The organism is Paracoccus yeei ATCC BAA-599, from assembly GCF_000622145.1.
Lineage (GTDB): Bacteria > Pseudomonadota > Alphaproteobacteria > Rhodobacterales > Rhodobacteraceae > Paracoccus > Paracoccus yeei.
In genome coordinates this window covers 40,873-65,441 of record NZ_JHWH01000022.1, presented here as the reverse complement: position 1 = coordinate 65,441, position 24,569 = coordinate 40,873, and the positions used below count along the sequence as shown (strand labels likewise).

The following is a 24,569-nucleotide window of genomic DNA, read 5'->3' as shown; positions in this document are numbered from 1 at the left end:
CCGGCGGTCCTTATGCCTCGGCCTCATCCTCGCCATTTTCGGCGATGCGGGCAACGGAAACCACCGTCTCGCCCTCTCCGGTATTGAAGACGCGCACGCCGCCGGCAGAGCGCGAACGGAAGCTGATCCCGTCGACAGGCACCCGGATCGACTGCCCGGTCGATGTCGCCAGCATGATCTGGTCGTCGCCTTCGACCGGGAAGCTTGCGACCAGTTCACCGCCACGCATGGCCTTGTCCATCGCCATCACGCCCTGGCCGCCGCGCCCGCGCACCGGATAGTCGTGGCTGGAACTGATCTTGCCCGAGCCCTTGGCGGTGATGGTCAGGATCAGGTCCTCGGCCGCCGACATCTCGGCATAGCGTTCCTGGGTCACGCTGCCCTCGGCCACGGCTTCCTCGTCCTCGTCCGCCTCGGCGCCGTCGTCCAGCGCACCGGCCACGGCGCGGCGCATCTTCAGATAGGCGGCGCGTTCGGCCGGGTCGGCCTCGAAATGGCGGATGACGGACATGCTGACCACGCGGTCGCCCTTGGCCAGGCGGATGCCCCGGACGCCGGTCGAATCGCGGCCCTTGAAGACCCGCACGTCGGTCGTCGGGAAGCGGATCGCGCGGCCCGCCGCCGTCACCAGCATCACGTCGTCGCCCGCCGTCGCCATGCGCACGCCGATCAGCTCGACCCCTTCGGGCAGCTTCATGGCGATCTTGCCGTTGCGCATGACGTTGGCGAAGTCCGACAGCGCATTGCGCCGCACGTCACCGTCCGAGGTGGCGAACACGACCTGATAGTCCTCCCAGTCCTTTTCGGGCGCATCGACCGGCATCAGTGCCGCGATGGAAACGCCCGGGTCGATCGGCAGGATGTTGACGATGGCCTTGCCCTTGGCGGTGCGCCCGCCCAGCGGCAGGCGCCAGGTCTTGAGCCGATAGACCATGCCGTCGGTGGTGAAGAACAGCAGTTCCGTATGCGTGTTGGCGACGAACAGCGTGGTCACCACGTCGTCTTCCTTGGTGGCCATGCCCGACAGGCCCTTGCCGCCGCGCCGCTGGCTGCGGAATTCGGCCAACGCGGTGCGCTTGATGTAGCCGCCCGAGGTGATGGTGACGACCATGTCCTCGCGCTCGATCAGGTCCTCGTCGTCCAGATCGCCCGCCCAGTCGGTGATCTCGGTCCGGCGCGGCACGGCGAACTGGCTGCGCACCTCGCGCAATTCGTCGCTGATGATCGCCATGATGCGGTCGCGCGACGCCAGGATCGCCAGATAGTCGCGGATCGACTCGGCCAGGGATTTCAGCTCGTCCGTGACCTCCTGCACGCCCAGTTGCGTCAGGCGCTGCAGGCGCAGTTCCAGGATGGCGCGGGCCTGGGTCTCGGACAGGTTGTAGGTGCCATCCTCGTTCACGGGATGCAGCGGATCGTCGATCAGCCGCAGGTATTCGACGATCTCATGCGCCGGCCAGCGCCGCTCCATCAGCCGCCCCCGCGCCTCGGCCGTGTCGGCCGAGGACCGGATGGTGGCCACCACCTCGTCGACGTTCGACACCGCGACCGCCAGGCCGCACAGCACATGCGCCCGTTCGCGGGCGCGGCGCAGCTCATAGGCGGTGCGCCGCGCCACGACCTCTTCGCGGAAGGCGATGAAATGGGTCAGGAAGTCGCGCAGCGCCAGCTGTTCCGGCCGGCCGCCGTTCAGCGCCAGCATGTTGCAGCCGAAGCTGGTCTGCATGGCGGTAAAGCGGAACAGCTGGTTCAGCACCACCTCGGCCGTGGCGTCGCGCTTGAGTTCGATGACGACCCGCACGCCGACGCGGTCGGATTCGTCCTGCACATGGGCGATGCCCTCGATGCGCTTTTCCTTGGCGAGTTCCGCGATCTTCTCGATCAGCGTGGCCTTGTTCACCTGATAGGGGATCTCGTCCAGGACGATCATCTGGCGGCCGTTGCGGCCTTCCTCGATCCGGGTCTTGGCGCGGATGACGACAGACCCGCGCCCTTCCAGATAGGCCTTGCGCGCGCCCGAGCGGCCCAGGATGATGCCGCCGGTCGGAAAGTCCGGGCCCGGGATGATGTCCAGCAGGCGTTCGGTCGGCAGATCGGGGTTGGCGATCAGTTCCAGCGTGGCGTCGATCACCTCGCCCAGGTTGTGGGGCGGGATGTTCGTCGCCATGCCCACGGCGATGCCGCCCGCGCCGTTGACCAGCATGTTCGGAAAGCGCGCCGGCAGCACCGTCGGCTCGCGGTCCTTGCCGTCGTAGTTGTCCTGGAACTCGACCGTGTCCTTGTCGATGTCCATCAGCAGGTAGGCCGAGGGCTTGTCCATCCGCACCTCGGTATAGCGCATGGCCGCCGCGGAATCGCCGTCCATCGAGCCGAAGTTGCCCTGCCCGTCCAGCAGGGGCAGGGACATGGAAAAGTCCTGCGCCATCCGCACCAGCGCGTCATAGATCGCCGCGTCGCCGTGCGGGTGATACTTACCCATGACGTCGCCGACCGGGCGGGCCGACTTGCGATAGGGCTTGTCGTGGGTGTTGCCGGTTTCGTGCATGGCGAACAGGATGCGCCGGTGCACCGGCTTCAGCCCGTCGCGCAGGTCGGGAATGGCCCGGCTGACGATGACCGACATGGCGTAATCGAGATAGGACGAGCGCATTTCGCGCGCGATGTCGATGACCGGCCCGTCATGGGGCATGACGGCACGCTCGGGCGTCCCGTTCTCTGCGGAACCGTCGTCGTTTTCGGGGGTATCAGCCAAAGGATCGCCTCAACATCTTGTTGAAAGGCGGTCTATCCCATACCAGCGGGCGGCGCAATCTTTCCGGGCCGGGAAAGCCCGTTCAGGCCAGCCCGCGCTGTCTGTCGCGCCCGCGCAGGCAGGCCAGCCACAGCGCGGCGAGCCCGGCCGAGCAGATCGCGTTCCAGCCCGCCATCGAAATGCCGAACAGGCTCCAGGCGACCTGGTCGCAGCGCACGACGGGCGCGGCGTTGATCGCGGCCAGCAGGTCCTGCGTGGACATGGCGGCCAGGTTCGACACGCCCCCCGAACAGTGCTGCGGCCCGGCCCAAAGCTGCATCTCGACCCCGGCGTGATAGACGGCCAGACCGAAGGCCGCCAGCGCCGCGGCCAGCCCCAGCGCCGCCAGCCAGCGCCGCCAGCCCAGCACCGCGACCAGCGCGCCGGCCACGGCGGCGGCCAGATGCGGCCAGCGCTGCAGGATGCACAGCTCGCAGGGCGCATAGCCCGCCGCCTGGAATCCCAGAGCCGCCGCCAGCAACAGCGCCGAACCGGCGCCCGCGGCCATTCCCATCTGTCTTGGTGTCATCGCAGCCCTCAATGCGGTTTCCAGCGGATCACCCGCCACAGATAGATCGCGACCACCGCCACGATCACCAGCTTGGACAGCGGATCGACGTAATCGGCAACCAGCGCATAGTTTTCGTGCAGCACCAGCCCCGCGACGGTCAGCACCCCCGTCCACAGCGCCGAGCCCAGGACGGTATAAAGCAGGAAGCGCCAGAACGGCATGTTCGACAGCCCCGCCGGGACCGAGATCAGCGTGCGGATCGCCGGGATCATGCGGCCGAAGAACACCGCCGCCGCGCCGTGGCGCTGGAACCAGTCCCGCGCATTGTCGATGTCCGAAGGCGCCAGCGTCAGCAGCCGGCCGTGGCGGGCGGCGAAACGCTTCAGCCGCGCCTCGCCGATGGCGCGGCCCAGATAGTACCAGGCCAGCGTGCCCAGGACCGAACCCAGCGTGCCGACCAGGATGGTCAGGGCCAAAGACAGGTCGCCCCGACCGGCCAGGAACCCGGCCAGCGGCATGATGACCTCGGAGGGGATCGGCGGAAAGATGTTCTCGGCCACCATCAGCAGGAAGACCCCCAGATAGCCCCAGCCCTCGATCGTCGAGACCACCCAGTCGAACATCGCCCGTCCCCGCTTGCCTGCGTCGCTTTGCTGGACGCGGGGGCCGGAACTGTCAAGGCCGCGAAACGGTTGCGGAATGGCGCAATCGCGTTATCACATCGTGACAGGCCGTTACGCGGGAGGGCGGATCATGGAATGGCGGGGCAGGCGGGGCAGCCGGAACGTCGAGGACCGGCGCGGCATGGGACGCGCGGGGGCCGCGGGCGGCGTCGGCATCGTGGGCATGCTGGCGATCCTGGCGGTGGGCTATTTCTTCGGCATCGACATCTCGCCCATCGTGGGGGCGATGGACGATGGCGGCCAGCCTGGCGAGGCGCGCGAGTTGACCCCCGAGGAACAGGAGGTCGGCCAGTTCGTCAGCGTCGTGCTGGCCGATACCGAGGAGGTCTGGGCCAGCATCCTGCCGGCGCAGGCCGGCGTCGACTATGTCGCGCCGCAGCTGGTGATGTTCTCGGGGATCGACAGTTCGGCCTGCGGCACGGCGCAATCGGCGATGGGACCGTTCTATTGCCCGAACGACCGGACGGTCTATCTGGACACCGATTTCTTCCGGACGATGCAGACCCGGATGGACGCGGGCGGCGATTTCGCCTTTGCCTATGTCATCGCGCACGAGGTCGGCCACCATGTCCAGAACCAGCTGGGCATCCTGGGCCAGACCATGCAGGCCCGCCAGCAATCCAGCCAGGCGGACGCGAACCGCATCTCGGTCATGACCGAGTTGCAGGCCGACTGCTTCGCCGGCATCTGGGCGCGCCAGGCAAACGAGATGTTCGGCACCCTCCAGCCCGGCGACATCGAGGAGGCGATGAACGCCGCCGCCGCCGTGGGCGACGACCGGCTGATGGAAAAGGCGGGCCGCGCGCCCATGCGCGACAGCTTTACCCACGGCTCGTCGGCCGAGCGGCAGGAATGGTTCGACCGCGGCTTCAACTCGGGCGAACTGGCGCAGTGCAACACCTTCAAGGCGGCGGGGCTGTAGCGGCCCCCACATTACGCCCGATCGTCAGGGCCGTTGCAGATGCATCCCGCGCGGCCGGTCCATGATGGCCCAGTCGGGCCACAGGCCGAAATGCTGCATTCCCGCGATGGCGACGCAGGCCGCGATCACGGCAAGCACCAGCTTGACCCGTTTGGCGCTGGGCGGGTTCCGCGCCCAGCGGGAGGCCCGCAGCAGCCAGATGAGGTTGTTCATATGGTCCATACCCTATAGTGCTGCCCGAAACGGAAATCGCCCCGGGACCACGTCTTGCCTCAGCACAGCGACAGCCGCATCCTGCCCTATACCGCCGACCAGATGTATGCGCTGGTCGCCGACATCGAAAGATACCCCGAGTTCCTGCCCTGGAACAGCGCCGCCCGAATCCGCGCCCGCACCCCCGGGCCAGAGGGCAGCGAGGTGGTCGAGGCCGACCTGGTCATCAGCTTCAAGGTGTTTCGCGAACGCTTCGGTTCGCGCGTGACGCTGTGGCCCGAGCGCAAGCGCATCGACACCGAATATCTGGACGGCCCGTTCCGCTATCTGAAAAGCGGCTGGAGCTTTGCCGACCTGCCTGCGCCGGAAACGGGCTGCAAGGTCGATTTCTTCGTCGACTTCGAGTTTCGCAACGCCATCCTCGGCAGGGTGATCGGCGTCGTCTTCGGCGAGGCGATGACGCGCATCGTCCGCGCCTTCGAGGACCGCGCCCGCGCGCTTTACGGCGCCGCCTGAGCGCAGGCTAGATGTGCCGGGCGGCCTGCCAGACCTCGTATTCCCGGGCCAGCGCCTTGCGGGCCAGGGCCTCGGTCTCGGGGGAAAGCTCGGTCGTTGCCGGGGGGGAGGCATTGGCGCGTTCCAGCGTGACGGGTGTGCCCAGCCGGTCCGACAGGAAGTCGAGCGCGAGGTCCATCGCCTCGTAGCGATAGACGTGGCGGACCGCGAGCCGGTCGTCGTGGTCGGTCAGGAAGGCCGACTGCCGACCCAGACGCGCATAGGCCGGGCGGCGCCCTTCGGACAGGTAGTCGCGCACGAAGCGGTCAAAGCTGACCGTGGCGGTGCTGTTTTCATGCCCGATCAGGTCGTCGCGCAGGCGAAAGCGATACCAGCTGCGCAGCCAGTCCAGCGGTTCGCGCACCACGGCCATGCTTTCGAATTCCGGCCCCCGCAGGGGGGCGAGCAGCGGCTTGATCCGGTTCAGGTACTGGCGGTGGGTCAGGTGCTTGATCTCGGGTCGGGCGCGGAAGGCGATCTCGGCCCGCGGCGCAAGCGCCTGTTCCAGCGCGGTCGTCCCGGTCTTGGGGATCGACAGCAGCACGAGCCGCGGTTGGATGAAGATCAGCATGATGCGCCCGGTGTCCGTGGTTCACCCGCGCGGCTTAGCGCGGGAGGGCGGCGCGCTTCAACCTGAAACGGCAACCGTCGCGGCGGTCGGCGGCGTCGGCATGGGTATTGGGAAAACGGTGAAGACCGCAGGCCGGGTGCAACTTTTCCCCGCCCTGCGCGTAGGGATGCGTCATCATGGAGGAAGCCATGATCGAGCTGTTCTTCGTCGCCTGCCTGATCGCCGAGCCGCGCGTCTGCCACGACCACAGCCTGCTTTTCTTCGAACAGAACGGGTTGTTCACCTGCATGTTGCAGGGCCAGAACGAACTGGCCCGCTGGGTGGCCGCGCATCCGCGCGAGCGCGTGCGGGAATGGAAATGCCGCTATGCGCGCGAGGGCGGCGAGGAGGCCTGACAGGGCGCCGCCTGTTCTGCGGCCATGACGGGGGGCGGGCAGCCGGCGGGATGGCTGGTGCCCGCCGGCCCGGAGGGCTTAGCGCCGTCCCGCCTCCAGCGCGTCCTCGAAGGTGCGCAGGCCCGTCACCGGGGACTGGACCAGCACCGCCATGTTGCCGGGCTTGTGCTGGTTCTTGTACATCTTCATGTGCGCGGCGGGAATTTCGGCCCAGGGGAACACCTCGGACATGCAGGGATCGAGCCGGCGTTCCAGCATCAGCTTGTTCGCGGCGCTGGCCTGCTTCAGGTGGGCGAAGTGGCTGCCTTGCAGGCGCTTCTGGTGCATCCACATGTAGCGCACGTCGAAGGTGCAGTTGAACCCGGTGGTGCCGGCGCAGATCACCACCATGCCGCCCTTCTTGCAGACGAAGGTCGAAACCGGGAAGGTCGCCTCGCCCGGATGTTCAAAGACGATGTCGACGTTGTTGCCCTTGCCGGTGATGTCCCAGATCGCCTTGCCGAAACGGCGCACCTCGTTGAACCAGTCCTTGTATTCGGGCGTGTTCACCTTGGGCAGCTGGCCCCAGCAGTTGAACTCCTTGCGGTTGATGACGCCTTTCGCGCCCAGGCCCATGACGAAGTCGCGCTTGTCCTCTTCGCTGATGACGCCGATGGCATTGCCGCCGGCGGCGTTCACCAACTGGATCGCATAGGACCCGAGGCCCCCCGAGGCGCCCCAGACCAGCACGTTCATGCCCGGTTTCAGTTCGTGCGGCTCGTGCCCGAAGAGCATCCGGTAGGCGGTGGCCAGCGTCAGCGTATAGCAGGCCGATTCCTCCCAGGTCAGGTGGCGGGGACGGCGCATCAGCTGCTGGGCCTGGACGCGGGTGAACTGGGCGAAGCTGCCGTCCGGCGTCTCATAGCCCCAGATGCGCTGGCTGGGCGAATACATCGGGTCGCCGCCGTTGCATTCCTCGTCGTTTCCGTCGTCCTGGTTGCAATGGACGACGACCTCGTCGCCGACCTTCCAGTTCTTGACCTTGTCGCCCACCGCCCAGACGATCCCCGAGGCGTCCGAGCCCGCGATGTGATAGGGCGCGCCATGGCCGTCGAAGGGGCTGATCGGCACGCCGAGCCCGGCCCAGATGCCGTTGTAGTTGACGCCCGCCGCCATCACCAGGACCAGCACCTCGTTGCTGTCGATCGAGGGCGTTTCCACCACTTCGATCTGCATGGCCTTGTCGGGTTCGCCATGGCGTTCGCGCCGGATCGCCCAAGCGTACATCTGCTTGGGGACGTAGCCCAGGGGGGGCATCTCGCCGATCTCGTAGAGATCCTTTTGCGGCGCATCGTAGGGTGCAATGCTGGTCGGTGCGTCGAGGGCCATCCGCTTCTCCTGTCTTGCCGCGATGCAGAATCGGGCTTGCGATGAGAGTATGGTTAGCTGGTGCAGCGCAACATTGCAACAGTTTGGCGACGGTTGTGCGCAATAATATGACCCATCGGTGCTTTTGTAGCCGCGGCGCAGAAACGTCGAGAGGCGGCGCGGGCAGGCGCGGCCGCCGTCCGGCGCCCTAGCCGTCCGCCCGGCGCAGGTGCCGCGTCAGGAAGCCCGCCAGATCGCCCAGCACCCGGTCGCCGCCAAAGGCGCCGGTGCCGTGACCCTCGCCCTCCAGCAGGGCAAAGTCGATCTCGGCGCGCGGATCGACCTGGCGCCAGGCGTTGCGCAGATGCTCGGCCTGATGGACCGAGACGATCGAATCCCGCATCCCGTGCCGGATCATCAGCGGCGGCAGGCGCAGCCCGTCCGCCAGCGCGGCCAGGCGGCCGACCGGGCCCATCGCGGTCGCCTCCTGCCGGCGCTCGCCCACCGCATAGCCGACCAGCAGCGATTCCACGCTTTCGGGCGAATCGGCCGGGGCGCGCTTGACCGGCCTGCCCAGCCGGGCCATGTCGGCGTCCATGCTGCCGAAATCCATCGGTCCGTAGAAATCGACCACGGCGGCGGGGGCGTTCCCCTCTTGCACCATGCTCAGCGCCGCCGAGACCGCCAGGAAGGCGCCGGCCGAGCGGCCGCCCAGCGCCAGCCGGTCCGGCACCAGCCCCAGTTCCCCCGCGCGCGATTGCAGGAAATGCGCCGCCGCCAGCACGTCCTCGTGCTGGGCGGGCCAGCGCGCCTGGTTCGACAGGCGGTAATTCATCCGCGCCACGGCGATGCCTGCCTGCAGCACCTGCCGGGGCACCGCCAGCTGGCGCTTGTCCCCGGTCAGAAAGCCGCCGCCATGGATGTCCAGCAGCACCGGGAACGGCCCCCGCCCGTCGGGCCGGTGGATGTCCAGCCGGTTGCGGGGCGAGGCCTGGGCATAGGCCAGATCCGCAAGGCCCGGGGCCTTCTGCGCCTGGCTCAGGGCCGGGGTGGCCAGGGCGCTTGTCAGCACCGCAAGCGCGCTGCGGCGGGTCATCATGCCGGTCTCCTGCCTGTCGTTCGTCGCATGCGGCAAGGCTAGCATCAGGGCCCCCGCCGCAACAGCGCCGCAGCCGCACCATGCCGTGAAACCTTGGGCTTTCGCTTGATAAGGCTGGGAAACAAGGCCGGGCTTCGCAGCGCTCCGGCGACCTCGACGCGGGCCGGCGTCCGCCGCGACACGAACTGCGTGGGGAATCGGTGCCCCGGCTCAGGACCGCAGCCGCAGATGCTCGGGGTCGTAGAGCGCGCCGCCACCTCGACCGGATAGGTTTCGGCGAAATAGTCGACCATCAGCGTGCGGCCCGGCTGGCAGCAGTCATGCGGCAGATAGGCCATCATGATGTTGCGCCCCATGCTGGGGCCATAGGCGATCGAGGTGGTGAAGGACCGCCGGCCCAGGCTGTCGACCAGCGGCTCGCCGGTTTCGGGGTCGAGGATCGGCAGGATGCCGACCCCGCCAGCGCCGCCGTCTGGCCCCCCAGATGCCGGTAAAGACGATAACGATATCGGCGCGGATCGTGCCGCGCGGTGTGACGACGCCGCGGATATGGCCGTCCTCGATGATCAGCTCCAGCGCCGGGGTATTGGCGAAAGCGCGCAGCCGGCCGGTCTTTTCGGCGTTTTCCACCAGCAGCCCGGCCACGGTCTGCGACCGCGGCACCACCAGCCCCGCGTCGGGGTCCCACAGCCCGCCCTGGATCATGCTTTCCTCGATCAGCGGGAATTTCGCCTTGATCTCGGCCGGCGTCACCATGCGAGGTCGAGCCGATGTCGGTGGGAATCGCCGAGGTTGTCGATGCCGACGATATCGTCCAGCCGCGCTCGATCAGGTGATGGGCGACCGAGGCGCCGACGATGCCGCCCAGGCCGGCGATGACGATGTTTGCTTTTTCGGGAAACTTGCGCATGGATGATCCTCGGGGAACGATGCCGGTCAGGCCAGGGCGCGGGCCGCCGTCTTGAAGCTCGGCGAGCGACATCGACCATACACCCGGCGACGGCGCCGCGCGGACCGACCGGGGGACCACGAAAGCTGCGTCAGCTGGATCTGCCGCGACGCCTTTCGCCAGCGTTTCCCGGACCACAGGCTGCGTTCGGCCACCTCTTCGCCCTTGAGGGGCGGCGCGGGTCCTGCGCGGGCGGCAGCGGCGCGGCCGACATGGCGGCCGAGATCGTGCGCCGCCACATCAGCCATCACGCCGAACGCAAGGCCCTGGACATCCTTCAGATCGACAAGGCGCGCCGCGCTTCGGGCACGCAGGTGCGCAAACCCCTGTCCATCGCCTGCGACGACCCCCGGCTGAAGGCGGCCCTGATCGCGATGGAGAACAGCAGCGACGGCAGCCTGCAGATCGCCGAACCGGCCCGCCGCGTCGGCCTGTCCCGGCGACAGCTGGAACGGCTGTTCGTGGCGCAGCTGCACGACACCCCGGCCGCCATCCACAAGCGGCTCAGGCTGGACCGCGCGCGCCAGCTGCTGGCGCTGTCGCGGTTCCCGCTGACGGAAATCGCCTTTGATCTGGGCTTCGACAACGTTTCGCATTTTGCCCGCCTGTTCAAAAGGATCTACGGTGTGCCCCCCGGCCAGTTCAGGTCCAAGGCGCAAGGCGCGCGTACCGATCCGGGGTTGTCGTCCTGAAGGATCGGCTTGACGGTGCCGATGGCGGGTCGGAAAGGGGCGTTTGCGCCTGGGCGCGGACGGTGCCGCGACACAAAATCCCGCCCGATGCGCCTTATCCGCTCAAAACTGCCGGAGGTGCCGCATCTTCGGAACCTAAATCCACCCGCGCGGTGGCATGACTGGCCGCATACCAGAATCACGACGACATCAGGAGACCCGATGACCGCCCACAAGATTGCGCTGATCCCTGGCGACGGTATCGGCGTCGATGTGACCGAGGCCACGATGCAGGTGCTGGCGGCCGCAGGCACCCGCTTCGGCTTCACGCTGGAGCCCACCCGCTTCGGCTGGTCCTGCGAGACCTATCTCGCGACCGGCCGGATGATGCCCGAGGACGGGATCGAGCAGCTGCGGCCCTTTGACGCGATCTTTCTGGGTGCGGTCGGCTGGCCGGCCACGGTGCCGGATTCGGTGTCGCTGCACGGTCTGCTGCTGCCGATCCGCAAGGCCTTCGACCAATATGCCAACATCCGCCCGCACCGGCTGCTGCCGGGGGTCGAGGGGCCGCTGAAGGCGGAAGGCTTCGACATCCTCTGCATCCGCGAGAACACCGAGGGCGAATATTCCGGCGCCGGCGGCCGCGTCCACCAAGGCCGCGACAACGAGGTCGCCGTGGAAACCGCGATCTTCACCCGCAAGGGGGTCGAGCGCATCCTGCGCTTCGGGTTCGAGCAGGCGCGGGCGCGCAGGAAGCACCTGACCTCGGTCACGAAATCGAATGCGCAGAAATATTCGATGGTGTTCTGGGACGAGGTGACGCGCGAACTGGCCGCCGAATATCCCGACGTGACCGTCAGCCCCATGCATATCGACGCGATGGCCGCCAAGATGGTGATGGCGCCGCAGGATCTGGACGTGGTGGTGGCGTCGAACCTGTTCGGCGACATCCTGACCGACCTCGGCGCGGCGATCCAGGGGGGCTTGGGCTTTGCGGCCTCGGCCAATATCTGTCCCGACCGCAGCGGTCCCTCGATGTTCGAGCCGGTGCACGGCTCGGCCCCGGACATCGCCGGCAAGAACATCGCCAACCCCATCGCCGCGATCTGGTCGGGCGCGATGATGCTGGAGCACCTGGGCGAGAAGGCCGCCGCCGAGGCGGTGCTGGCCGCCGTGCAATCCGCGACCGCCAGGGGCATCGGCATCCGCCCCGGCACGCACGGCACCGATCAAATCACGGCGGCAGTCCTGGCCGCGCTGGAGGAGCAAGCATGAACCAGATGAGCCCGAACGCACGCGACATCCGGGCCGCGCTGAAGGACCCCGACCTGTTCCGCGAAGCCGCGCTGATCGACGGCGAATGGCTGGCGCGGGCCGACATGGAGGTGCTCGACCCCGCCACCGGCGCGGTGCTGGGCCGGATGCCGGATTGCACCGCGGCCGAGACGCAGCGGGCCATCGCCGCCGCCGAAACGGCGATGAAGGCCTGGAAGGCGCGCACCCATGCCGACCGCGCCGACCTGCTGATGGCCTGGCACCAGCTGATCCTGGACCATGCCGACGATCTGGCGCTGATCCTGACCCGCGAACAGGGCAAGCCCTTGGCCGAGGCGCGGGGCGAGATCCTGTATGGCGCCAGCTTCGTGCGCTGGTTCGCCGAGGAGGCGCGGCGGATCAACGGCAAGATCATCCCCTCGCCCGTGCCGGGGAAGAAGATCTTTGCGATGAAAGAGCCGGTCGGCGTCTGCGCCATCGTCACGCCGTGGAACTTTCCCAATGCGATGATCACCCGCAAGGTCGCGCCGGGGCTGGCCGCCGGCTGCACGATGGTCATCAAGCCCTCGGACTTCACCCCCTATTCGGCGCTGGCGCTTGGCGTGCTGGCGGAACGCGCGGGGATCCCGGCGGGCGTGCTGAACATCCTGACCGGCCGGCCCGAGGCGATCGGCGGCGCGCTGACCGCAAGCCCGGTGGTGCGCAAGCTGTCCTTCACCGGATCGACCCGCGTGGGCGCCCTGCTGGCGGAACAATGCGCGCCGACGCTGAAGAAGATGTCGCTGGAACTGGGCGGCAACGCGCCCTTCATCGTCTTCGACGACGCGGATCTGGATGCCGCAGTCGAAGGCGCGATGGTCAGCAAGTTCCGCAACGGCGGGCAGACCTGCGTCTGTGCGAACCGCATCCTGGTGCAATCGGGCATCCACGACGCCTTCGTCGCGGCGCTGGCCGCCCGCGTCGATGCGCTGAAGGTCGGCCCCGGCACCGAACCGGGGGTCCAGATCGGCCCGATGATCAACCCCGCCGCCATCGCCAAGATCGGCGCCCATATCGACGACGCGCTGTCCAAGGGCGCAACCCGCGCCACCGCGACACGCGAGCTGGGGCAGCAGTTCGCCGACCCGACCGTGCTGGTGGGCGCCACGACCGAGATGCAGCTGGCCTCGGAGGAGACCTTCGGCCCGGTCGCGCCGATCTTCCGCTTCGAGACCGAGGACGAGGCGCTGGCCATCGCCAATGGCACGCCCTTCGGCCTGGCCGCCTATTTCTTCACCCGCGACATGGCCCGCGCCTTCCGCTTCGGCGAGGCGCTGGAGGCCGGGCTGGTCGGCCTGAACACCGGCGCGGTCAGCCATGCCGAGGCGCCCTTCGGCGGCGTCAAGGCCTCAGGCCTGGGCCGCGAGGGCGCGCAGGAGGGGATCGAGGAATACCTGGAAACCAAGGCGTTCCATTTCGGCGGGCTGTAAGCCACCCTGTATCCTGCCCCGCCGCCTGCCGGGTTGCGGGGCCGGACCAAAGCCGGGTCGTTCCATGACCGAGATCCGACCAACACGGCCATCGTCATCGCCTTCTACGAGGGCTTCGCCCGTGCCGATCTCGATGCCTTCGACGGCATCCTTGCGCCGGACTGGATCAATCCCCCCGCCGATCCCGGACGAGCGTCTTCAGAGCGATTGAGCCAAGGCCCTTGGCCCGGCGTCTTTTCCGCGCGGATCGACCGGCGGCGCGCAGGCGATTTTCACGGCTGACTGAAGCCGAAAATCAGGACCACGACTGGATACAACAGCGGCTCGTCCCGGCATGGACAGAGCCCGCTTTTTCACAGGTATCGCGAAGCGGCCGGGGGATCGAAATTCCCGATGGTTTCGATGACCAATTGTCATTCGCCGGGGCCTTCCCGGAATGATAGGGCTTGCGCATCGCGTGGGACAGCGCGCCCGGAACGCTCCGGCGCAGCATCCTTCGAAAGATACGCAGCAGGTTGCACACCTTCGCCCTCACGTCCGCGATGAGGTTGCCCGGCAACGACGGCTGCTTCCAGCCATGGGCTGCATTCCTGTCAATCTCTGGGAGGAGATTCATGATTCTGACTGAAAGCCAGAACGGCGCCGATCCATCTGCATTGGATCTGGCGCCGCTGAAGAAGATCCATGTCATGGCCGCGGCCGCCATCATGGGCGGCGCGGTTCTGGACGGATATGTTCTGGGCATCATCGGCCCCTCGCTGACGCTTGCCAGCGCTGAATTGCATCTGTCGGGGCTGAACCAGGGGCTGATCGCCGCCAGCGCCCTGATCGGTGTCTTTATCGGCGGGATGATCTTCGGCAATCTCGCCGACCGCTATGGACGCCGCCCGGTCTTTGCCTGGAACCTGGCCGCATTCGTCATCCTGTCGGTGCTGCAGTATTTCGTGCAGGAGATGTGGCAGCTGGTGGCGCTGCGCCTGGCGCTGGGTCTGGCGATCGGTGTCGAATATGCCGTGGGCACGGCGGTGCTGGCGGAATTCTCGCGCCGGCGTGGGCGCGGTGTGCTGCTGGGCAGCTTCGCGCTGGCCTGGCAGGCCGGGTTCAGCGTCGCCTTTATCGTGGGGATTTTGTACGATGGCAGCGATTGGCGGATGCTTCTGGCCAGCAGCGCCATTCCGGCCGGCATCACCTTCCTGTTGCGGCTGGGCCTGCCCGAAAGCCCGATGTGGCTGAAGGCGCGCGGCCGCGAGGCCGAGGCCGAAGCGATCGTGCGCCGCCATTTCGGCCCCGGCCATACCATCCCGGCGCTGACGCTCGAACAATCCCATCCCTCGCCTGCGGAACTGTTCCGGCACAAGAACTGGCGCGCGCATCTTTATGCCGGCCTGTTCTGGTTCTGCCAGATCGGTCCGTTCTTTGCGATCTTCACCTTCGCCATGCCGGTTTTCCGGTCGCTGGGCATCGACAGCGGCGTGACCGTCGACATCCTCCTGAACGGCTTGCAGATAGTGGGCGCGGTATTCGGGCTTTGGCTGCTGCATTGGCTGACGCGCCGGCATTTCGTGATCTGGACCTTCGCCATCATGTTTGCCGTGCTGCTTTTGCTGGGCCTGCTGCCCGATGCGCCGACCTGGCTGATCGTGACGCTGTTTGCCGGCTACATGTTCATCGCCCCGGCCGCGAACAACATGCAGTTCGTCTATCCCTCCGAGATTTTCGAGACCCGCATTCGGTCCACCGGCGTCGGCTTTGCCGCGGCATTCTCGCGCATTTCGGCAGCGGCCGCGACCTATCTTCTGCCGGTGACGATGCAGGCCTATGGCGTTTCCGCCACGCTGCTTATCATGGCGGCCTTCCCGCTGCTGGGGCTGGTGGTGTCTCTGGTCTGGGCGCCGGAAACCAAGCGCGCGCAACTGCAATAAAAACCGGCCGCGCCGCGCCATCATGGCGCGGCCGAACCATCCTAATTGCCGATGTCCTGCTTCATTTCCAGAAGCACGGCATCGGCGAAATTGCGTTCCAGCCGCGAGGGCAGCGCCGCCCGACTGCGCAGCACATGCGAGACCGAGGGCATCGCCGGCAGGTCGGAATGCAGTTCGGTCAGCCCCTCCTCAAGGTTGCTGCGCCCCAGCAGGCCGATGCCGAAGCCGCTTTTGATGCCGGCGCGCACGCCCTCCTTGCCCGGACATTCCAGCACCACCCGCAACGTGCGCCCGACCGCCGACAGGTGCCGCATCGCCGCCAGCTTGTAGAAGGAATTGCTGTCGAAGGACACGAAGGGAATGATTTCTCCCAGCTGCGGCGGGTGATCGACGCTGCGCACCCAGATCAGGTCCTCGCGCCACAGCTCGATGTCGTCCGGCTCCATGTCCTTGGTGAAGGTCTGCAGGATCGCCATGTCGATCTCGCCCGTGCTCAGCCAGAAGTTCAGCATCAGGCTTTGCGCCACCCGCGCATACAACGAGACGTTGGGATGCACGCGGCCGAACCGGCCCAGCACCTTGGCCAGTTCCGCGCTGGTGGCGTCCTCGGTCGCGCCCAGCCGGATCTGCCCGGTCAGGTCCGAAGACTGGAAATGCGCCGCCGCCTCGTCATGCAGCGAGATCAGGCGTTCGGCGTAATGCAGCAGCCCCTGGCCGTCCGAGGTCGGCACCATGCCGTGTTCGCCCTTCATCAGGATCGGTCGGCCAAGCCGGCTTTCCAGCCGGGTGATCTTGTGGCTGACCGCCGACTGCGTCAGGTTCAGCGCCTTGGCCGCGCGGGTCACGCCGCCATGGTCCAGCACCGCCTTGAAGGCGCGCAGGGATTCGATGTCCAACCGCATCATTCGGCCTCCTGTGACAGGAATGCGTGGTCGCCGGGACGCTCGGCACCTTCGTCATGTCGGGACGGCCGCATATAACCCGCCTGCCGTGCAAAGTGCCATGCCAAATTGTCATGCGGTCGATGAAATCATGTCAGTTCGGAGATCGGGCGATCCGGGCTAAACCGACGCCATCCAGTTGCCCTAGGGGGAGAGACACCATGGCCCTGACCGACCGCAAAATCCTGACCTTCGACGTCGTCGGCACGCTTGTCGACTTCGAAGCCGGCGTCATCAACTTCTTCCGCCCGATCTTCGACAAGGCCGGCGTCGAGATCGAGGACGCCAGGATCCTGACCGAATTCGCTGATGCCGAGGACGAACAGCACCACCTGACCCCCGGCATCCCCTTCACCTGGATGCTGCCCGAGGTCTATCGCACCATCGCCACCAAATACGGCCTGCCGATCGACGACGACCACCTGGACGGCCTGCGCCGGTCGATGACCGACTGGCCGGCCTTCCCGGATGCGGTCGAGGGCATGAAGGCGCTGCGCAAGCGCTTCCGCCTGGTCGCGCTGACCAATGCCGACAACTGGGCCTATGAGCAGTTCTCGGCCACGCTGGATCACCCCTTCGACGACAAGGTGACGGCCGAGGATGTCGAGGTCTGCAAGCCCGATCCGCAGGTGTTCTCCTATGTCCGCGGCCGCAACAGCCACCTGGGCTTCCGCCTGAAGGACTATCTACACGTCGCGCAAAGCCAGTTCCACGACATCCGCGTGGCCAAGAAACTGGGCATCCAGGTCGCCTGGATCGAGCGGCGCAAGGGTCTGGAAGGCTATGGCGGCTCGCCCGCGGTCGCTGACGCGGCGGTGCCGGACTATCACTTCGCCTCGATCGCCGAACTGGTCGAAGCCGTCGAAGCCGGCAAGTAAGAGGCCCTCGCCATGTCGCAGATGATCGTGTTCGACCTGGAAAACCTCGGCACGCCCGAACTGTCGCAAGCCGCGCCCGACCGGTTGGTCGAGGGCGATCCCCGCTACAAGACCTGGGAACAGGACGTGGTCGACGGCGGCCGCATCCGCAGCGGCGTCTGGGAAGCGAGCCCCGGCGCCACCCGCTCGATCAAGGGCGAGACCTGGGAGTTCTGCCACGTCCTGTCGGGCGTGGTCGAACTGACCGAGGACGGCGGCGAGACGCGGCGCCTGACGGCGGGCGACACCTTCATCATGCGCCCCGGCTTCGTCGGCACCTGGCGCACCATCGAGACGGTGCGCAAGCTGTGGGTCATCGTGTCCTAGGGCCTTGGGTCCGACCCGGACAAGTCCAGCCGCGCGGGCAGGGGCATCTGCCCTTTGCCCGCGCCGGTCATTTCAACCCTGGAAACGAAAGACAGATCATGTCCCAATCCCTGCCGATTGCCGATGTCCGCTCGTTCTGGCAGGCCACGGCCGTCAACCGGCCCCAGGCGCCCGAACTGCGCGGGTCCAGGCAGTACGATGTCGCCATCATCGGCGGCGGCTTCACGGGCCTCTCCACCGCCCGCTACCTGGCGAAACGCGGGCTGTCCTGCGCCATCCTGGAGGCCAACGCCATCGGCTGGGGATGCAGCGGCCGCAACGGCGGCGTCGTTTCCGCCAAATACCGCATCACCTATCCCGAGATCGCCCGCATCCACGGGCTGGAGGCCGCGCGCCGGATGCACGCCCTGGGCCGCGAGACGGTCGAGCATCTGAACGAACTGGTCGAGGATTACGGCATCGAGGCCGCCGATTACCGCCAGGGCGGCTGGCTCTTGTGCGCGCATACGCACAGCTACATGCGCAAGATCGAAAAAGAGATCGAGTGGATGCGCATCAACCTGGGCGACACCACCAACCGGCTGGTCAGTGCCGAGGAGGTCCATGCCGAAACCAGCTCGCGCGATTTCGTGGGCGGCATGCTGACCTCGTTCGGGGGCACGCTGCACCCGCTGAACCTGGTCTTCGGCATGGCGAACGGGGTGATGCGGGACGGGGTCTCGATCTATCAGAACTCGCCGGTGCTCAAGACGCATCAGTCGGGCGGCCGCGTGATCCTGGAAACGCCGAAACGCACCATCAACGCGGGCCAGATGGTCATCGGCACCGACGGCTATAACGAACTGACCCCGGCGACCGGGGGCGTGCGCAAGGCCATCGTGCCGTTCCGGTCGGCCATGATCGTCAGCGAGCCGCTGGAGCAGTCGGTGGCCGACAGCCTGTTCACCGAAGGCCGCAGCTATGCCGAGACGCGCCGCATGATGCGCTGGTTCCGCAAGGTCGACAACCGGCTGATGTATGGCGGCCGCGGCGCCTTCGGCAAGGAGGATTCGGAATCCGCCTTCGAGGCGCTGCGCCGCGCGATGTTCCGGCAGTTCCCGCAGCTTGAGGGCAAGCGGATCACGCATCGCTGGTCGGGGCTGGTGGCGCTGACGCTGGACAGCATCCCGCATCTGGGCCGGCTGGACGACAAGACGGTCTACGCCATGGGCTACAACGGCACCGGCGTCGCCATGTCCTCGGCCATCGGGAAATACGTGGCGGCGGTGGTTGCCGGGGAAAAGCCGGACCTGGGCCTGATTACCGCGACCCCGCTGAAGCAGGTGCCGATGTACGGGGTCCGCGAACCCGCCGTGCGCATGGTCGCCGGATGGTATCAGTTCCTGGACGCGATCGGCCGGTAGGCCGCGCCGCACAGCAGAAATCCGCACAGCAAAAAAGGGCGGCGCCGCAAGCGCCGCCTTTCTTGTTGCAGACGGAAGACACCGCCGGGGACGAACCCCCTGCGCTGCTTCACTCTGCGCCGTAGATTGCTTCGGCCGATCCGACGTGCACGTCGTCTTTGGCCAGCACGCAGTCGCGGCCGGGCGAGATCGCGTCTTCGGTGATCCCCAGGGCGGCGATGTCGGCGGGGATGCCGGCGCCCACCGCCAGCGCGGCCGCAAGCCGCGCCGCGGCGGCGCTGGCCATGACCCCGTTGCCGCCCTGGCCGGCCAGCCAGACGAAGCCCGCGTCCTGCGGATCGGGGCCGATCACCGGCTCGTGGTCGGGGGCGAAGGTGCGCAGGCCGCCCCATTTGTGCGAAAGGCGCGGCACGGTCATGGTGGTGAAGGTCTCGATCCGGTCGATGGCGATGGCGACCTCCATCTCGTCGGCCTGGGCGTCGCAGGGCTCGGACCGGGCCATGTCCACGGGCGAGACCATGACCTTGCCCGCCTCGGGCTTGAAATAGAAGGTCTCGGCCACGTCGAAGGTCATCGGCCAATGGTGCAGGTTGCTGCCCGCCGGCGCGTCGAAGGTGACGGCGGTGCGGCGGAACGGCACCACGTTGCGATAGCCCAGGCCCGCCATCTCGGCCACCTGCTGCACCCAGCCGCCGGCGGCGTTCACCACCACGCCGCCCTGGAAGGCGCCGGCGGTCGTCTCGACCTGCCAGCCCCCCGCGTCGCGGCGGATCGCGGTCACCCGCGCGCCGGTCACGACCGCGCCGCCCGCCGCGCGGATGCCGCGCTGATAGCCCATCATCAGCTCGTTCGTGTCCACGTCCTTGCAGTCGGGCTCGTACATGGCGGTGGCGTATTTCTCGGCCCGCAGCACCTCGCACCAGCGCAGCGCATCGGCGGCCGCGACCAGCTCGACCCTGGCGCCGCGCGCGATCAGGTCGTCGTATTGCGCCTGAAGCTGCTCCGTCTCATGCGCCTGGGCCAGGAACAGCGCGCCCCGGTCGGTGACCAGCGGCGCGGTGGCAAAGCCTTCGGGCGGGTTTTCCAGAAAGCCGCGGGTGGCGCTGACCAGGCGGCTCCACAGCCGGGGGCCGTAGTTCTCGGACATGACGGCGGCGGAACGGCCGGTCGAGTGATAGCCGAGCGCGCTTTCCTGCTCCAGCACGATCACGCTGCCATGCGGCAGCAGCTCATAGGCCACCGAAGCGCCGGCGATCCCGCCGCCGATCACGATGAAATCCGCAGTATTGGGCATGTCGTTCCCCTGTCCGTTGCCAGCCCGGTTTACGCCGAAGGCGGCGGGTTTTTGTAGCAAACATTCCCGCACTTGCGACGCATGCTGTCGCGCGCGGGGATCAGGTCGACGGAATCTGTCGCAGGACTGGCCTAGTCTGGACGGACAAGGGAAAACGCGCGGGGAGATCACGCATGAAGGCCTGGTTCATCGACTGCACCCCGGAACTGGCCGCGCTGTTCGACGCGGGCGCGGCCCCTGTCCCGCCGGGCGTGCGCATCCATCGCGGCGACCCGGACGCGGCCGCGATCCTGGCCATGGCGCAGGACGCCCAGGTGCTGATGGTCGAACATACGGTGATCCCGGATGCGGTCTTTGCCCGGGCGCCGGGCCTGCGGGCCATCGTCTTCATGGGCACCGGGGCCGGGACCTATGTCGATGCCGCGCTGGCCGCCCGGCACGGGGTCGCGGTGCTGACCACGCCGGGCTACGGCTCGGTCGCGGTGGCGGAACATGCCTTCGCCCTGATGATGGCGGGCGCGCGCCGCATCGCGCGGATGGACCGCGAGATCCGCGCCGGCCTCTGGCAGCCGCGCGGCGGGCTGCAGCTGGCGGGCCGCAAGGTGGCGGTGCTGGGTCTGGGCGGCATCGGGCGGGCCTTCGCCGAACGCTGCGCCGCCTTCGGCATGACGGTCGCGGGCTGGAACCGCAGCGCGCTGGACCATCCGCATTATTGCCCGGACCCGGAGGAGGCGCTGCGCGGCGCCGATGTCGTGTCCCTGCACCTGGCCCTGAACCAGGCGACGCGCGGCTTTCTGGACGCGGCCCGGCTGGCCCTGCCTGCGCCGGGCTTTCTGCTGGTCAACACCGCCCGGTCGCAGCTGATCGACCCCGCCGCGCTGACCGCCGCCCTGGACAGCGGCCAGGTCGGCCATCTGGCGACCGACGTGTTCGACGCCGAGCCGGTGGCCCCCGACGACCCGCTGCTGGCCCGCGACGACGTGACCCTGACCGCGCACGCCGCCTACATGACCCGCGACGCCTATCTGGAACTCTGGAAACGCACCTGCGCTCAGGTCCAGGCGGCGCGGGACGGTTCAGCGCAGGGCAGGGCGGCGCCCACCCGTTCCGGCGAGTCGGTCCCGCAGGGCGCAAGTCCACGGCTGCCCTGACATTTCCTGCCGCATTGCGGGCGTAATTGTCATGCGATGTCGGGACTTGGGGCGATTAAGGGAAAAACATCCCCGACGCCCCGCTATTTCTCGGGACATCCGCAGCGCAAGAAGGGACATCCGATGCTCGCCAATTCGCTCCAGGCCCTCGACCGGGCCCATCTGATCCACCCCGTTGTTTCGCTGCGAGAGCACGAGCGGAAAGGCGTCACCGTCCTTCAATCCGCGAAGGGCTGCTACCTGACCGACAGCGAGGGGCGGCAACTGCTTGACGGGTTCGCCGGGCTGTGGTGCGTCAATGCGGGCTATGGGCACAAAAGCATTGTCGATGCGGCCGCCGAACAGATGATGCGCCTGCCCTATGCCACGGGCTATTTCCATTTCGGCAGCGAACCGGCGATCCGGCTGGCCGCCGAACTGGCCGAACTGGCGCCCGAAGGGGTGGACCATGTGTTCTTCACGCTGGGCGGCTCGGACGCGGTCGATTCGGTGATCCGTCTGGTGCGCTATTTCTGGAACGCGCGCGGCCGCCAGACGAAAAAGCATTTCATCGCCCTGGAATCGGGCTATCACGGCTCGTCCACCACCGGCTCGGGGCTGACCGCGCTGCCGCTGTTCCACACGGGCTTCGACGTGCCCGGCCCCTGGCAGCACCATATCCCGTCCCCCAACCCCTATCGCCACCCGGCCGGCCCCGACGGCAATGCGATCATCCGGGCCTGCGTGCAGTCGCTTCGGGACAAGGTCGCCGAACTGGGCGCCGAGAACGTCGCCGCCTTCATCATGGAGCCGGTGCAGGGCTCGGGCGGCGTGATCGTGCCGCCTGCCGGCTTCGCCCGCGCCATGCAGGAGGCCTGCCGCGAACTGGACATCCTGTTCATCGTCGACGAGGTCATCACCGGCTTTGGCCGCACCGGCCCGATGCTGGCCTGCGAACACGAGGGGCTGACCCCGGATTTCATCACCATCGCCAAGGGCCTGACCTCGGGCTATGCGCCGATGGGCGCGGTGCTGATGGCGGATCGCGTCTATCAGGTCATTGCCGACGCGGCGCCCGAGGGCACGGCGCTTGGCCACGGGCTGACCTATTCCGGCCACCCGGTCAGCGCCGCCGTCGCGCTCGAGGTGCTGAAGCTCTATCGCGGCGGCATGATCGACAACGCCCACCGCGCCGGGGCCTATTTCGGCCAGCGGCTGCGCGAATTCCGGGATCACCCGCTGGTCGGGGATGTCCGCAGCCAGGGCCTGCTGGGCGCGATCGAACTGGTCAGCGACAAGGCGACCAAGGCGAAATTCCCTGCCGAGGCCCGCATCGGCCCCCGCCTGGCCGAGGCCGGCTATCGCCACGGCATCATCTTCCGCGCCTTCAACGACGGCACCCTGGGCTTTGCCCCGCCGATCTGCATCTCGCAGGACGAGATCGACCTGCTGATCGCCCGTGTCGGCGCCACCCTTGCCGAAGTCACCAACCTGTAAGGAAACCTCATGAAACTGACCGATTTCAAGGCCCTGACCTTCGACGTCTACGGCACGCTGATCGACTGGGAAAGCGGCATGGTCGAAGGCCTGAAGGGCCTGACCGCCCGCGTCGACCGCGACCTGTCGCGCGACGAGATCCTGGAGGCGCATGCCCGCCACGAATCCAGCCAGCAGAAATACACGCCCGCCAAGAAATACAGCGAGCTTCTGCAGATCGTCTACAAGCGCCTGGCCGAGGAATGGGGCGTTCCCTTCACCCGCGAGGAATGCGTCGAATACGGCGAGTCGGTCAAGAAATGGCCGGCCTTCCCCGACAGCGAAGGCGCGCTGCAATACCTGAAAAAGCACTACAAGCTGATCGTGCTGACCAACACCGACAACGACAGCTTCGCCGCCTCGAACAGGAAGCTCGGCGTCGATTTCGACGGCAGCTATACGGCCGAGGACGTGGGCAGCTACAAGCCCGCCCCGCGCAACTTCGACTACATGCTGGAAAAGCTGGCTTCTCTGGGCCTGCAGAAATCCGATGTGCTGCACACCGCCGAAAGCATGTTCCACGACCACGGACCGGCCAACGCATACGGCCTTGCGAATTGCTGGATCTATCGCCGCCACGACCAGAAGGGCTTCGGCGCCACCATGAACCCGGGCGAAATGCCCAAGTATGACTTCCAGTTCAACTCGATGGCCGATCTGGTAAAAGCACACCAGGCGGAACTGCGCGGCTGATGCTGCCGCTGCGCAAGAGGTGAAAGATTTGCATGGCTGACAATCCAAAGCTGGACCGGATCGACATCAACATTCTTGCGCAGCTCCAGGCCGACAGCGGCATGACCAACGTCAGGCTGGCCGAAGCGGTCGGCCTGTCGCCATCGCCCTGCCTGCAACGGGTGAAGCGGCTCGAGAAGGCCGGCTTCATCGAATGCTATCGCGCGCGGATCAACATCGGCAAGCTGACGGAAAGCGTGATCATCTTTACCGAGGTGACGCTGGCCGACCACCGCAAGGACGACTTCCAGAAGTTCGAGCGGGAAATCCGCAAGATCGACAATCTGCAGGAAATGCACCTCATTTCCGGCGGGTACGATTATCTGCTCAAGTTCACGGTGCGCAACATGCTGCACTATCAGGACATCATTTCCGACGTTCTTGAAAAGAACATCGGCGTCTCGAAATACTTCAGCTATATCGTCATCCAGACCCTGCTGGACCGCGGCTATGTCCCGATCAAGACATTGACGCGCAAGGATATCTGATGTGACTTCGGGCCTGGAAACGGAACAGGGGCGCAGGGCGCCCGGACGGAGGACGACAGTGTTGAAACCGGAAATCACCTATGACGACCTTTCCAAGGTCGAGATGCGCGTGGGCAAGATCGTCGAGGTCCAGCCCTTTCCCCGCGCGCGCAATCCCTCCTACAAGGTCAGGGTCGATTTCGGGGATGGCGGGGAACGCTGGTCAAGCGCGCAGATCACGAACTATTCCGAAGCCGAGCTTCTGGGCCGGCTGGTCGTCTGCGTGGTCAACATGCCGCCAAGAAACATCGCAGGCTTCAAATCCGAAATCCTGGTGATGGGCGCCCCCGACGCCGAAGGCCGGACCATGCTGCTTCAGCCCGACGCCGGGGCCGTTGTCGGATCGGAAATCTTCTAGCCCGGAGCGGCGCGCCGACCGGCATCGAAGG

Annotated in this window: 26 protein-coding genes; 15 read left to right on the top strand and 11 right to left on the bottom strand. The window is 67.1% G+C overall.

Annotated elements, in window-relative coordinates; translation table 11 throughout:
* Nucleotides 1-10: 10 nt before the first annotated feature.
* The 3 genes from gyrA to BU28_RS0113215 all read right to left on the bottom strand — a co-directional run bounded on the left by gyrA (nucleotide 11) and on the right by BU28_RS0113215 (nucleotide 3,925).
* Nucleotides 11-2,752 (bottom strand): DNA gyrase subunit A, encoded by a 2,742-nt coding sequence (gyrA, locus tag BU28_RS0113225; RefSeq protein WP_028719905.1) that lies wholly within the window; start codon nucleotides 2,750-2,752, stop codon nucleotides 11-13.
* Between the two features lie 82 nt (nucleotides 2,753-2,834).
* Nucleotides 2,835-3,320: a disulfide bond formation protein B gene (locus tag BU28_RS0113220; protein ID WP_028719904.1), complete on the bottom strand. Its 486-nt coding sequence runs from the start codon at nucleotides 3,318-3,320 to the stop codon at nucleotides 2,835-2,837.
* A gap of 8 nt (nucleotides 3,321-3,328) precedes the next feature.
* Nucleotides 3,329-3,925, bottom strand: coding sequence for a DedA family protein (locus BU28_RS0113215; protein ID WP_028719903.1), 597 nt, complete (start codon nucleotides 3,923-3,925; stop codon nucleotides 3,329-3,331).
* 130 nt (nucleotides 3,926-4,055) lie between these two features.
* Between BU28_RS0113215 and ypfJ the strand changes: the two genes are divergently transcribed.
* Complete coding sequence (gene ypfJ, locus BU28_RS0113210) at nucleotides 4,056-4,907, top strand: KPN_02809 family neutral zinc metallopeptidase (protein ID WP_028719902.1); 852 nt, start codon at nucleotides 4,056-4,058, stop codon at nucleotides 4,905-4,907.
* A 24-nt stretch (nucleotides 4,908-4,931) separates the two neighbouring features.
* On the opposite strand, the gene BU28_RS0113205 is transcribed toward ypfJ, so the two are convergent.
* Complete coding sequence (locus BU28_RS0113205; protein ID WP_028719901.1) at nucleotides 4,932-5,120, bottom strand: hypothetical protein; 189 nt, start codon at nucleotides 5,118-5,120, stop codon at nucleotides 4,932-4,934.
* Nucleotides 5,121-5,174: 54 nt separating this feature from the next.
* Between BU28_RS0113205 and BU28_RS0113200 the strand changes: the two genes are divergently transcribed.
* A complete protein-coding gene (locus BU28_RS0113200; RefSeq protein WP_028719900.1) occupies nucleotides 5,175-5,636 on the top strand; it encodes a type II toxin-antitoxin system RatA family toxin in 462 nt (153 codons plus the stop codon).
* A 7-nt stretch (nucleotides 5,637-5,643) separates the two neighbouring features.
* Here BU28_RS0113200 and BU28_RS0113195 read toward each other — a convergent pair whose 3' ends face one another.
* Entirely contained in the window at nucleotides 5,644-6,246 is a 603-nt protein-coding gene (locus BU28_RS0113195) for a sulfotransferase family protein (RefSeq protein WP_028719899.1), read from the bottom strand.
* A 176-nt stretch (nucleotides 6,247-6,422) separates the two neighbouring features.
* Between BU28_RS0113195 and BU28_RS0113185 the strand changes: the two genes are divergently transcribed.
* Nucleotides 6,423-6,641, top strand: a complete 219-nt coding sequence (locus BU28_RS0113185; RefSeq protein WP_233145018.1) for a hypothetical protein — start codon at nucleotides 6,423-6,425, stop codon at nucleotides 6,639-6,641.
* 78 nt (nucleotides 6,642-6,719) lie between these two features.
* Here BU28_RS0113185 and ccrA read toward each other — a convergent pair whose 3' ends face one another.
* The 4 genes from ccrA to BU28_RS26360 form a co-directional block, all read right to left on the bottom strand.
* Nucleotides 6,720-8,009: a crotonyl-CoA carboxylase/reductase gene (ccrA, locus tag BU28_RS0113180; protein WP_028719897.1), complete on the bottom strand. Its 1,290-nt coding sequence runs from the start codon at nucleotides 8,007-8,009 to the stop codon at nucleotides 6,720-6,722.
* Nucleotides 8,010-8,196: 187 nt separating this feature from the next.
* Nucleotides 8,197-9,087, bottom strand: a complete 891-nt coding sequence (locus BU28_RS24220; protein WP_051578188.1) for an alpha/beta hydrolase — start codon at nucleotides 9,085-9,087, stop codon at nucleotides 8,197-8,199.
* Nucleotides 9,088-9,131: 44 nt separating this feature from the next.
* A complete protein-coding gene (locus BU28_RS25850) occupies nucleotides 9,132-9,461 on the bottom strand; it encodes a glycine cleavage T C-terminal barrel domain-containing protein (RefSeq protein WP_233145024.1) in 330 nt (109 codons plus the stop codon).
* Nucleotides 9,406-9,843 (bottom strand): FAD-dependent oxidoreductase, encoded by a 438-nt coding sequence (locus BU28_RS26360; protein ID WP_028719895.1) that lies wholly within the window; start codon nucleotides 9,841-9,843, stop codon nucleotides 9,406-9,408. Before BU28_RS26360 ends, BU28_RS25850 begins: the two co-directional genes overlap by 56 nt.
* 405 nt (nucleotides 9,844-10,248) lie before the next feature.
* Here BU28_RS26360 and BU28_RS22975 point away from each other — a divergent pair, with 405 nt between their 5' ends.
* The 4 genes from BU28_RS22975 (at nucleotide 10,249) to BU28_RS0113140 (ending at nucleotide 15,373) form a co-directional block, all read left to right on the top strand.
* A complete protein-coding gene (locus BU28_RS22975) occupies nucleotides 10,249-10,728 on the top strand; it encodes a helix-turn-helix domain-containing protein (RefSeq protein ID WP_051578187.1) in 480 nt (159 codons plus the stop codon).
* Between the two features lie 201 nt (nucleotides 10,729-10,929).
* Nucleotides 10,930-11,982, top strand: a complete 1,053-nt coding sequence (locus tag BU28_RS0113155; RefSeq protein WP_028719894.1) for a tartrate dehydrogenase — start codon at nucleotides 10,930-10,932, stop codon at nucleotides 11,980-11,982.
* Entirely contained in the window at nucleotides 11,979-13,451 is a 1,473-nt protein-coding gene (locus BU28_RS0113150; RefSeq protein WP_081791378.1) for an NAD-dependent succinate-semialdehyde dehydrogenase, read from the top strand. The genes BU28_RS0113155 and BU28_RS0113150 overlap by 4 nt, the downstream gene beginning before the upstream one ends.
* A gap of 614 nt (nucleotides 13,452-14,065) precedes the next feature.
* Nucleotides 14,066-15,373: an MFS transporter gene (locus BU28_RS0113140; RefSeq protein WP_028719892.1), complete on the top strand. Its 1,308-nt coding sequence runs from the start codon at nucleotides 14,066-14,068 to the stop codon at nucleotides 15,371-15,373.
* Nucleotides 15,374-15,414: 41 nt separating this feature from the next.
* On the opposite strand, the gene BU28_RS0113135 is transcribed toward BU28_RS0113140, so the two are convergent.
* Entirely contained in the window at nucleotides 15,415-16,278 is an 864-nt protein-coding gene (locus BU28_RS0113135) for a LysR family transcriptional regulator (RefSeq protein ID WP_198944970.1), read from the bottom strand.
* Between the two features lie 197 nt (nucleotides 16,279-16,475).
* On the opposite strand from BU28_RS0113135, the gene BU28_RS0113130 reads away from it, so the two are divergent.
* The 3 genes from BU28_RS0113130 to BU28_RS0113120 all read left to right on the top strand — a co-directional run bounded on the left by BU28_RS0113130 (nucleotide 16,476) and on the right by BU28_RS0113120 (nucleotide 18,961).
* Nucleotides 16,476-17,192 (top strand): HAD-IA family hydrolase, encoded by a 717-nt coding sequence (locus BU28_RS0113130; protein ID WP_028719890.1) that lies wholly within the window; start codon nucleotides 16,476-16,478, stop codon nucleotides 17,190-17,192.
* A 12-nt stretch (nucleotides 17,193-17,204) separates the two neighbouring features.
* Nucleotides 17,205-17,558 (top strand): cupin domain-containing protein, encoded by a 354-nt coding sequence (locus BU28_RS0113125; protein WP_028719889.1) that lies wholly within the window; start codon nucleotides 17,205-17,207, stop codon nucleotides 17,556-17,558.
* Nucleotides 17,559-17,656: 98 nt separating this feature from the next.
* The gene (locus BU28_RS0113120; protein WP_028719888.1) at nucleotides 17,657-18,961 is read left to right on the top strand and encodes an NAD(P)/FAD-dependent oxidoreductase; all 1,305 of its coding nucleotides are present in this window, start codon (nucleotides 17,657-17,659) and stop codon (nucleotides 18,959-18,961) included.
* A gap of 109 nt (nucleotides 18,962-19,070) precedes the next feature.
* Here the strand turns inward: BU28_RS0113120 and BU28_RS0113115 are convergent, their stop codons facing one another.
* Nucleotides 19,071-20,255: an NAD(P)/FAD-dependent oxidoreductase gene (locus BU28_RS0113115; protein WP_028719887.1), complete on the bottom strand. Its 1,185-nt coding sequence runs from the start codon at nucleotides 20,253-20,255 to the stop codon at nucleotides 19,071-19,073.
* Nucleotides 20,256-20,428: 173 nt separating this feature from the next.
* On the opposite strand from BU28_RS0113115, the gene BU28_RS22965 reads away from it, so the two are divergent.
* From BU28_RS22965 to BU28_RS0113090, 5 genes are all read left to right on the top strand, one after another.
* Nucleotides 20,429-21,406 carry a 2-hydroxyacid dehydrogenase gene (locus tag BU28_RS22965; RefSeq protein ID WP_081791377.1) on the top strand — a complete coding sequence of 326 codons (978 nt, stop codon included), beginning with the start codon at nucleotides 20,429-20,431 and terminating at the stop codon, nucleotides 21,404-21,406.
* Between the two features lie 123 nt (nucleotides 21,407-21,529).
* A complete protein-coding gene (locus tag BU28_RS0113105) occupies nucleotides 21,530-22,882 on the top strand; it encodes an aminotransferase class III-fold pyridoxal phosphate-dependent enzyme (protein ID WP_028719886.1) in 1,353 nt (450 codons plus the stop codon).
* Nucleotides 22,883-22,891: 9 nt separating this feature from the next.
* Nucleotides 22,892-23,614 carry a haloacid dehalogenase type II gene (locus BU28_RS0113100; RefSeq protein ID WP_028719885.1) on the top strand — a complete coding sequence of 241 codons (723 nt, stop codon included), beginning with the start codon at nucleotides 22,892-22,894 and terminating at the stop codon, nucleotides 23,612-23,614.
* 32 nt (nucleotides 23,615-23,646) lie between these two features.
* Nucleotides 23,647-24,141 carry a winged helix-turn-helix transcriptional regulator gene (locus BU28_RS0113095; RefSeq protein WP_028719884.1) on the top strand — a complete coding sequence of 165 codons (495 nt, stop codon included), beginning with the start codon at nucleotides 23,647-23,649 and terminating at the stop codon, nucleotides 24,139-24,141.
* Nucleotides 24,142-24,199: 58 nt separating this feature from the next.
* Nucleotides 24,200-24,538 carry a tRNA-binding protein gene (locus BU28_RS0113090; RefSeq protein WP_028719883.1) on the top strand — a complete coding sequence of 113 codons (339 nt, stop codon included), beginning with the start codon at nucleotides 24,200-24,202 and terminating at the stop codon, nucleotides 24,536-24,538.
* Nucleotides 24,539-24,569 lie beyond the last annotated feature (31 nt).